The organism is Alteromonas sp. AMM-1 (genome assembly GCF_047290655.1).
In the GTDB taxonomy this organism is placed as follows: domain Bacteria; phylum Pseudomonadota; class Gammaproteobacteria; order Enterobacterales; family Alteromonadaceae; genus Alteromonas; species Alteromonas mangrovi.
The window spans coordinates 1-5,232 of record NZ_JBLBUE010000214.1 but is presented as its reverse complement, the minus strand read 5'-3'; the positions used below and the strand labels follow the sequence as shown (position 1 = coordinate 5,232).

Here is a 5,232-nt window from a genome sequence, read left to right as displayed (position 1 = left end):
GAAGTAGAGTTTTCCCCTGTAGCTAAACGTATGGTGGTTACGGATCTTCCGGTAAACCTTAGTGATACAGATATCATCAAGGTTGGTGTAGCGTGGTACAGGCGTATATTCGGTGTCTGATGTTCTTGATTTTACAACCAGGTTTTTACGCCAAAACTGGGGAATGAAAACGTGTTGGAGGTAGCTATTTGCGCCCGTCATATCAGTAATATTGTTAAGTCGTAACTCCGGTATCAACCTGTCTTGCAGGGTATCGAAGGCGCGTTCAATTCGGCCTTTACCCTGAGGAGAACTGGCGAAGATGATTTCAATCCCCAACTCCTCACAGGCCCGTTGCATCTGGGAGAAGTTACAGCGCTTAGGGCCTCCAAAGATGCCTGCTTTATCAACATACAGGGTTTTAAATACACCGTATCTCTCAACGACTGAGCGCATTACTTTCATACATCCCTCAGTCGTTTCTGACGGGAAGAACTCGGCATGAATATCGCTGTTGGCATCATCAATCATGGCGATTAAACACGACTTCTTATCGCCGAACCAACGATGTGTACTGCCGTCCATTTGCAGCATTAACCCTGGCGCTTCCATTCGCTCTCTGCGTTTGTGAACACGGCTACGCCTGCGCTTCGCCCGTTTTACATGGTGGATATCATGTGCCCATTTACGCAGTGTCTCGCGCTTAACAACAATAGTTCATGAGTCTCAAGCTTCTCGGCAAGGTGCAACAGGTTCAGATCATAGTATTTCTCGCGGATTAGCGACTGAACTTGCTGCTTAAGCCTATCTGGAGTTTTATTAACTGGCTCGCTGCCTGTATTTCCGTGAACAACAAACTGTAGCCCTTGGCTTCGGTAACGCTGCAAATAACGTTCAACAGTACGTCTGGATTTATTGAGGAGCTTAGCGGCATTGGCTAACGTAATTTTACGCTCAGCCACTTTAGCGATGACATCAACTGTCAATTGAGCTTTGGAATTCAACACAATCATCCTTAGCGTTCCTCAAATGCACAAACAAAACATTCAAAGAACACGGTTAAAGATAACCGTCAATTTCCCTTGGTAATTAGCGACTACGACAGAATCGCGTGGTAATTAAAGTACGACAAAATCGCTTGGTGTTAACAGGTTAATTTGTACTAGCTCAGACCTGATCTGACAGTTACCCTGTTATTCTGGTGTCAGCGTAAGATTAGATTTGAGCTAAATTATTTTCAGCTGTTCAGTTAATTTGATGTATACAATTATTCTATCTGTTGGGGGGTAAAAGAAATCGCTCCCCAAACTTACTGAATCGCGCCGGTAAATTCGGAGGCGGATTTGTTTGAGTCGTGCTGCCGAAAGTGCTTGGATTTTGCTCCGTGACAGCAAGCCTTGCTGAGTGCTCTCGTTGTAAGGCCCAGATGTGGATTGATAGTGAACCAACAACGATGTGCCTTCTATCAGCCAAGCTTCCCGCAAAACTCAGGTGTTGAGGTAAAAGTCCGCTACACACACTAAAGCAGCCATCGGCAATTGCAGTGCCCTACGACCGCTTTTGACCAAAGTCCGACGTAAGAGATCACATCATTGAACGTCCGCTCTTTGTCTTCAGGAGACTGCCGCCTGCGCTATAGTAACGGTCTGGATATCGCTTCTAGTGAACATTCACGATGCCAAACCTACTGGTCAGATAAACGTTAATCAATTAAAGTACTGCATTGCATCTCACAACGGCGCACACTGTTTGAATCGGAATCTTCGATATGTGTTAATTATTAGAGAATAAAGTGCGGCATTGTTTAGAGGAAAAAGCTGTGAAATATTGGAAAAAGTGCAACTTAAAAAAAGCTAATACAATCAGTTACTCACTCACTTGTTGCATGAAACATGGGGATTAAAGACATGATTAAAATCCTCGACTGGTACATTGCCCGCACGCTGCTAGGCACAGTTGCCGTTACCTTGTCGGTATTAATGGGCTTAAGCGGGCTGATAAAATTTGTAGAGCAATTACGTAAAATTGGCGAAGGCAATTACGACATGGTTGCCGCGCTGGTATACGTGCTGCTGAGCCTACCGCGTGACCTGGAGCAATTCTTCCCCATGGCAGTTTTGCTGGGTGGCCTGATAGGTATGGGGTTACTGGCAAGCAACAGCGAACTGGTAATCATGCAGGCGTCAGGATTGAGCCGCTGGAATATTATTACATCTGCCATGAAATCCGCGGTGGTTATGATCATTGTTGTGATGGCGATGGGCGAATGGGTTACGCCGGTAAGCGAGTCCCGCGCCAAGGAGTTGCGTACCGAGGCGATCACCGGTGGTTCGCTGTTCTCTTCCGACAAACTGGTGTGGGCAAAAGACGGTGATGCCTTTGTGAGTATTGGCCAGGTAATGAGCCGGGATTCACTGCAAGATATCAGTATTTACCGCTTTAATGAATCCCTGCAACTGGCGAGCACCACCTACGCCAGCGGCGGTTTTTACAAGCAAAATGGCTGGACGCTTACCAATGTGACGCACACTACATTCAGCGAGGCAAAAATTGACACCGAAGCGCTGCCCACCTGGCGCTGGACCTCTACCCTGACGCCAGACAAACTAGGTATCGTGTCAGTTAAGCCTGAAGCGCTATCGATTCGTGGACTGAATGACTACATTACCTACCGTACCAACAATGAACAGGACACCAGCCGCTATGAACTGGCTCTGTGGCGCAAACTGCTGCAACCTATTACCGTTTGCGTAATGTTGCTCATGGCGTTGTCGTTTATTTTTGGTCCGCTGAGAAGTGTTACCATGGGCGCGCGAATTATCATGGGCGTATTAACCGGCTTTGGTTTCTTTATTACCAATGAGGTATTTGGCCCGTTGAGCCTGGTTTACAATATTCCACCGGCACTCGGCGCGCTGCTGCCCAGTCTGCTATTCGCAGGCATCGCAACTATTTTACTGTCTCGATAATTTCTTATTAAACAAGGCTAATTTTTTTATGAAATGGATAATGCTGTTTGCAGCGATGCTGAGTACATCTGCAAACGCACATACACTCGACGAAATCGAACATTTGCTGGCATTTGTAAAAGACACAAACTGCGTATACGAACGCAACGGCAAACAACATACCGGCACCGAAGCCGTTGAGCACATTAAAAAGAAGTACGATTACTATTCAGAAGAGATAGATTCGGCAGAAGACTTCATTAAATACGCCGCGACCAAGAGCAAAATGTCGGGCGACTATTATATGGTGCACTGCCCTGATCAACCGGCTGTAAAAAGCAAAACCTGGTTATTAGCAGAGTTAGCCAGTTACCGGGCAGCTCACCCGTAACCAGCCAGCTCCCAAAAGCGGCAAGCGGCGCGTTACCAGCTTTTGTGATCGTTTTGATTTTTGGTGAGGGTAAGCACTTCGGTGTTTGCGACCCGATCCTGTAATGATTGCTTGTTTTTCAAATCAAACAGCACCAGAAGTGTACCTAACCCGCCTAAAGACGCAACGAGACGCAGTAACAAACGTGACCAGGTCATTGGCAGTTCGTTGGTACTGAAGATCCGTAATCGCCAGGCACGCATGCCCAGCGTTTGGCCGCCACGCTTCCAGAACCACAGAAAAAAGCCCGCAATCCAAAGTCCAACCCACACCTGAATAATGGTAGTAAACAGCAATGAGTGTTGAATAAACTCATTAGGCTCAGCATAGCCTTGCATATCGAACAGGCCATTTTTCAGTGACACCACCATAAATACAATCATCACCATGGCAGCACACATCCCTACCGCAGTAGCCACCAGCGTATCGTAGATCATGGCCGCTAAACGACGCAGGAACCCTGCCCGTTGCTGCTTTGACGACTCAGCTGTTACCGAAGGTGATGATTTAGGCGCGTTGACCTTTTTTGATTTCTTTGACTTAGCCATTAACAAACATATTGCCACTGTTACCTGGTGCACAGTGTGCCACAGATACCGGTAAAGACCCACTAAAACCCCGGTTATTCAGAGACCCATGGCGTTTTCGGTGAATTATTAAACAGTTGAAAGCATAGTTAAAAAAAACGCTTGTCAGTACGCCCAACATGGTTATAATTCGCAACCTAACTACAGCAGTAGTTAAGCACATCTATCAGTGCCAGAGTGGCGAAATTGGTAGACGCAGCGGATTCAAAATCCGCCGGTGGTGACACTGTGCCGGTTCAAGTCCGGCCTCTGGTACCAAACACTTTAGGTGTGCATCAATAAACCGACGCGAGTCGGTTTTTTTGTGTCTGACTTGCCCAAACGCAAATATGTCATCCATTCGTTGCTTTAGCATTCTGGCGCGAATTCAACTTCAATGCCCTGTGATGACGGCAAGTAATAAACCCTATGTTATTGAACTGGGGAAATTCCCGCTTTATCAAACAAGCTCAGGTCTTTTCCCTCCAATATCAGGCGCATTGACAATTTTAACTAACGCTTCATGCAGCAATAAGATATTCGCCTCAGCCGAGAATGTGAGGTTTTCCGTTTAAGTAGCGAATGGATATAGTAATACGCGGACGCTCATTTAATTACACAAGGCAGCCTAATTTAGCGAGCGGCGAACTTCGGATGATTTTCGCTAGCGATTTTGCAGTTAAACTTTACGTTTAAATTGATAAAAGCCAGGAAACAAATCTTTTTGCTTCTATTGAACTTTTCAAATTCACAAATTGCTTAGATTTGCCATCTTCAAAAGCTACATTAAATTTATTTACTGAAATTTGAGTAATAGGCGGCATAACATTAATACCGGATGTATTAAGAGTATTTTTCATATTTTTCTTATTTTATTTTTTGGAATTTAGGGGATGATTTGAAAAAATTGACTGGACTATTTTAAAAACGCTTTAAAGGCTAGATGAAACTAGCCTCTAACATATAATTCGGACTATAAAGGAACAACGTTTGAAGCTTGTGGACCTTTCTGTCCTTGCTCAATTACGAATTGAACCTGTTGCCCTTCCACCAGGGATTTAAAACCTTCTGATGCGATAGAACGGAAATGTACAAATACATCCTTACCACCGTCAGTTGGTGTTAAAAAACCAAAACCTTTGTCATCATTAAACCACTTAACTGTACCATTTACGGATTTAGACATTTTATAACCGTCATTCCGCACCTAATTAACTGATTTATTTTTCTTGACACCGATCCCCCATTTTGATCTATTACTCATCTTTGGGTGCAGCAAAATGGCTATTTCTACTACCTCCCTATCAGG

5 protein-coding genes, 1 tRNA gene and 1 pseudogene are annotated in these 5,232 nt (G+C 44.9%); 3 read left to right on the top strand and 4 right to left on the bottom strand.

The features are described 5' to 3' along the window. Window positions 1–992 (bottom strand): annotated as a pseudogene (locus tag ACLR2L_RS18740) (ISNCY family transposase); the annotation flags it as partial. Window positions 993–1,886: 894 nt separating this feature from the next. Between ACLR2L_RS18740 and lptG the strand changes: the two are divergent. Continuing rightward, window positions 1,887–2,948: an LPS export ABC transporter permease LptG gene (gene lptG, locus ACLR2L_RS18735; RefSeq protein WP_140959301.1), complete on the top strand. Its 1,062-nt coding sequence runs from the start codon at window positions 1,887–1,889 to the stop codon at window positions 2,946–2,948. Between the two features lie 28 nt (window positions 2,949–2,976). Then, window positions 2,977–3,318, top strand: a complete 342-nt coding sequence (locus tag ACLR2L_RS18730) for a DUF5329 family protein (RefSeq protein WP_413370360.1) — start codon at window positions 2,977–2,979, stop codon at window positions 3,316–3,318. Window positions 3,319–3,350: 32 nt separating this feature from the next. Here the strand turns inward: ACLR2L_RS18730 and ACLR2L_RS18725 are convergent, their stop codons facing one another. Next, entirely contained in the window at window positions 3,351–3,905 is a 555-nt protein-coding gene (locus ACLR2L_RS18725) for an RDD family protein (RefSeq protein ID WP_413370358.1), read from the bottom strand. A gap of 210 nt (window positions 3,906–4,115) precedes the next feature. On the opposite strand from ACLR2L_RS18725, the gene ACLR2L_RS18720 reads away from it, so the two are divergent. Beyond that, window positions 4,116–4,202: transfer RNA gene (locus ACLR2L_RS18720), tRNA-Leu, on the top strand. Between the two features lie 413 nt (window positions 4,203–4,615). Here ACLR2L_RS18720 and ACLR2L_RS18715 read toward each other — a convergent pair. Both ACLR2L_RS18715 and ACLR2L_RS18710 read right to left on the bottom strand, forming a co-directional pair. After that, window positions 4,616–4,783 (bottom strand): hypothetical protein, encoded by a 168-nt coding sequence (locus ACLR2L_RS18715; RefSeq protein WP_181405176.1) that lies wholly within the window; start codon window positions 4,781–4,783, stop codon window positions 4,616–4,618. Between the two features lie 113 nt (window positions 4,784–4,896). Beyond that, a complete protein-coding gene (locus ACLR2L_RS18710; RefSeq protein ID WP_140959305.1) occupies window positions 4,897–5,109 on the bottom strand; it encodes a cold-shock protein in 213 nt (70 codons plus the stop codon). Window positions 5,110–5,232: the final 123 nt, after the last annotated feature.

What these genes read in the sequence shown, in the direction of transcription:
- ACLR2L_RS18715 (WP_181405176.1), bottom strand. Translation starts at nt 4,783, where the DNA reads ATGAAAAATACTCTTAATACATCCGGTATTAATGTTATGCCGCCTATT.
- ACLR2L_RS18725 (WP_413370358.1), bottom strand. Translation starts at nt 3,905, where the DNA reads ATGGCTAAGTCAAAGAAATCAAAAAAGGTCAACGCGCCTAAATCATCA.
- ACLR2L_RS18710 (WP_140959305.1), bottom strand. Translation starts at nt 5,109, where the DNA reads ATGTCTAAATCCGTAAATGGTACAGTTAAGTGGTTTAATGATGACAAA.
- lptG (WP_140959301.1), top strand. Translation starts at nt 1,887, where the DNA reads ATGATTAAAATCCTCGACTGGTACATTGCCCGCACGCTGCTAGGCACA.
- ACLR2L_RS18730 (WP_413370360.1), top strand. Translation starts at nt 2,977, where the DNA reads ATGAAATGGATAATGCTGTTTGCAGCGATGCTGAGTACATCTGCAAAC.